Here is a 2,929-nt window from a genome sequence, read left to right as displayed (position 1 = left end):
CCTCACAGCACACGACTACCGGGCTCGACCCTCCGCCGGCAGACGAACGCTACGACTTCACCCGTCCGAGCGACATCACACATTCAACTTCAGTAGTAGGTGCACTTGACTGGAGGTCAAGGGGTCGCAGGTTCAAATCCTGTCGTCCCGACAGAGATGTCGGAAGGCCGTTGGCTGGGAGAAATTCCAGGTCAGCGGCCTTTTTGTTGATGGTCCGACAGGTGAGGGGAGGCTGTGGCTGCGCCGCTTTGCGATCTTGCTGGGGGCCAGCCAGGGACCGTAGGCATCGGCTGGGGCCGCCGCGACCGCGGGCGGCGGCTGCGGGTTCGCCTACGCGAGGTCGTCGGCCTGCCAGCCCGGGGGGACCTTGGGCAGTCCGATCAGGGCGTCGATGTGCAGGTGCTCGGCCAGCAGGGCCTTCAGGTTGCGGCCGTTGATGAGGCGGAGGCGGCCGTTGCGGTGGGCGAAGTCGTAGCTGTCCTTGCCGAACCACGAGGTGGTGACGACGATGCCGTAGCCGGCGTCCTTGTCGTGCATGACGCCGGACATGGCGCGGACGGTGTTCACCGGGACCACGTTCTTGGAGCGTTTGGCCTGGATGGCGAAGACGGTGGATCCGGTCGGGTCGGCCAGTGTCGCGACGGCGTCCACGCCGTCGTCGCGGGAGCCCTGGGTGCGCCAGGTCTCGTAGCCCATGGCTTCGAAGAGTTCACGCACCAGGCGTTCGAAGTCGTAGGGGTTCATCCGGAGCAGGTCGGGCCGGCTGTCCAGGGTGGCGACCACGGCGGTGTCGGGGGTGATGCGGTAGCGGGACAGGTCGGCCTCGACCACGGGGGTGACCGGTTCCAGATCGTGGGGATGCTTGGAGACGGTGGCGCCGAGGCGGTGGAGGCACTGCTGCGGGTCGAGCCGGGGCTCGTCCAGGACCAGTTCGGTGAAGTCCTTGCGCTCGGCGACGACGCTGACGACGCAGGCCCTGACGGTCCGGCCGGTCGCCCGGTCGGTGGTGTTGACGCGGCCGTTGAGGACGACGGTCTCGACGAGCGAGGCCGGGGTGGCGGAGAAGGCCTCGTCCAGCGCGCGCAGGGCCAAGCGGGCCACCAGCCGGGCGTAGGCCTCGTGGACCTCGGCCTGCTTGGCGGGCTGGGGGACGACCTCGGCCCGCTGTGCGACGTAGCGGTAGGAGGCGATCGCGGGGATGATCTCGTGGTTGGGCAGTTCGATGTCGAGCAAAAGCTGCTGGGCCTCGGGGAGGTAGACCGCCTGGGCCGCGGTCCGGCAGCCTGGGGGGACAGGGGAGCGCTGCAGCAGGTCTTCGATGTGCCCGGCGACGCCCTGGGGGCCTTCGCGGGTGAAAGCCTCTTCGATGTGAGGGTGCCACGCCTCCAGGCCTTCGGGGCGCAGCAGCAGGACTGATTCCAGTTCCTCGCGGCGCCGGTTGCACTCGGCGGTGCTCGCCTCGGTCTCGGCTTTGAGTCGGGCCGTCTCGGCTTGCCGGGCCTGGCGTTGGGCTTCCTTCTCGGCCTGGGCGTTCGCGCGCTTCTTCGCCTCCTCCTCCCGGCGGCGAGCCGTCTGGCGCTTGGCCAACTCGGCTTCCACCCGGGCGGCTTCCTTCGCTCGGGCGGCCTCCTCGCGTTGGAGGTGCTTCTCGCCGGCGGCCAGGAGCCGGGCTTGTTCGACGGCCGGGTCCACCTTCCGCTTCCTGGGACGGGGTTGAGCCGCCGGTGCGGCAGCGCGGCCGGTCGCCCGTTGGGCCCCGCCCTGTGCCTGCGCGGCGCGCGCCTGCTGCTTCAAGCGGTACGCCTCGGCGAGGATCTCCGCCACGGTCTTTCGGCGTGCCACCCGGTCCACCCCCTGGTCCACGACAGCGCGGGGCGGCGCTGCCTGCGCGATATGCCAGCAGCACTACCCGGCTGGGGCCGCCGAGAATCCGCAGCTTCGGGCGGAACGGGGGATGAGTAGCCGGTGTGAGGGCACAACGTGCCGCCGCTGCTGGAGAGATGGAGCGCTCGCTGATGCGGAAGCGTGGAAGGGCTTCCGCCGACCCTTGACCGCGCGGCTGCACGGGTCGCGTACGGCGTTCAGCGCTGCGGCGATTCCAGACGCGCGGATGCTGCCGTGGATCTTGGGTGAAGTCTGTTCGCGGAGCAGCGGCCGGGCCCTGGGCGGCGCGTCCTCGCCCCCGGGGCTCGGCAGAGGGGCACGGCGCGGCTCGCCCTGCGCGCGGCGCCGGAGGTGGGATCCGCAGCTTGGTGGCCGGTCCCTTGGGGGAGGGGGAGGCCCTTCCTTGGGGTTGGAGGATCCGAAGCCGTGAAGTTCGTGGTCCGGCGTCACCTCTGGTTGCTGCCGGTGTGGCGGTTCATCCGCCCAGCGCGGGGACGGTGCGGGGAGGAGCCGCCAGCGGTGGCGTCGTGGTATGCGAAGTACGGAGCAGCCCCGGCTGCGCGGGGAGGAGGGCACGCGACCGTTCTCGTAGTGGCCGATCGTCGGCACAGCCCCGGCTGCGCGGGGAGGAGGTGTCGGAGCCGACCACGAGCGGGACGTCCGCCGGAACAGCCCCGGCTGCGCGGGGAGGAGCCTGGCCCTCAAGTACGCGTCCGGCTCCGACACGGAACAGCCCCAGCTGCGCGGGGATGAGGTCACGCCGCTTGGCAAGCGGCCCGAGCACGGCGGAACAGCCTCGGCTGCGCGGGGAGGAGCGGGGTGGCAGGGGGGCGCAGGGGGGCAGAAACGGAACAGCCCCGGCTGCGCGGGGAGGAGACGGCCATGCCCCAGGCGCAGGCGTCCAGGGTCGGAACGGCCCCGGCTGCGCGGGGAGGAGATCACCAACGACATCTAGTGCTTTGACCGGGATGGTTCGCCGGGTTGGTGCTGCGCGCGGTTGGATGTGCGGTGTTGCCCGTTGATCCGGACCGTTGGGGGTGTGGTG

At 70.9% G+C, this 2,929-nt stretch carries 1 protein-coding gene; it reads right to left on the bottom strand.

Going from position 1 to position 2,929, the window contains the following annotated elements:
- Positions 1-330: 330 nt before the first annotated feature.
- Complete coding sequence (locus ACWEMJ_RS33960) at positions 331-1,842, bottom strand: restriction endonuclease (RefSeq protein WP_452140997.1); 1,512 nt, start codon at positions 1,840-1,842, stop codon at positions 331-333.
- Positions 1,843-2,929: the final 1,087 nt, after the last annotated feature.

It is taken from the genome of Kitasatospora sp. NPDC004531, assembly GCF_053602195.1.
Note: the sequence above shows the minus strand (reverse complement) of the source record. Positions and strands in the feature narration are given on the sequence as shown.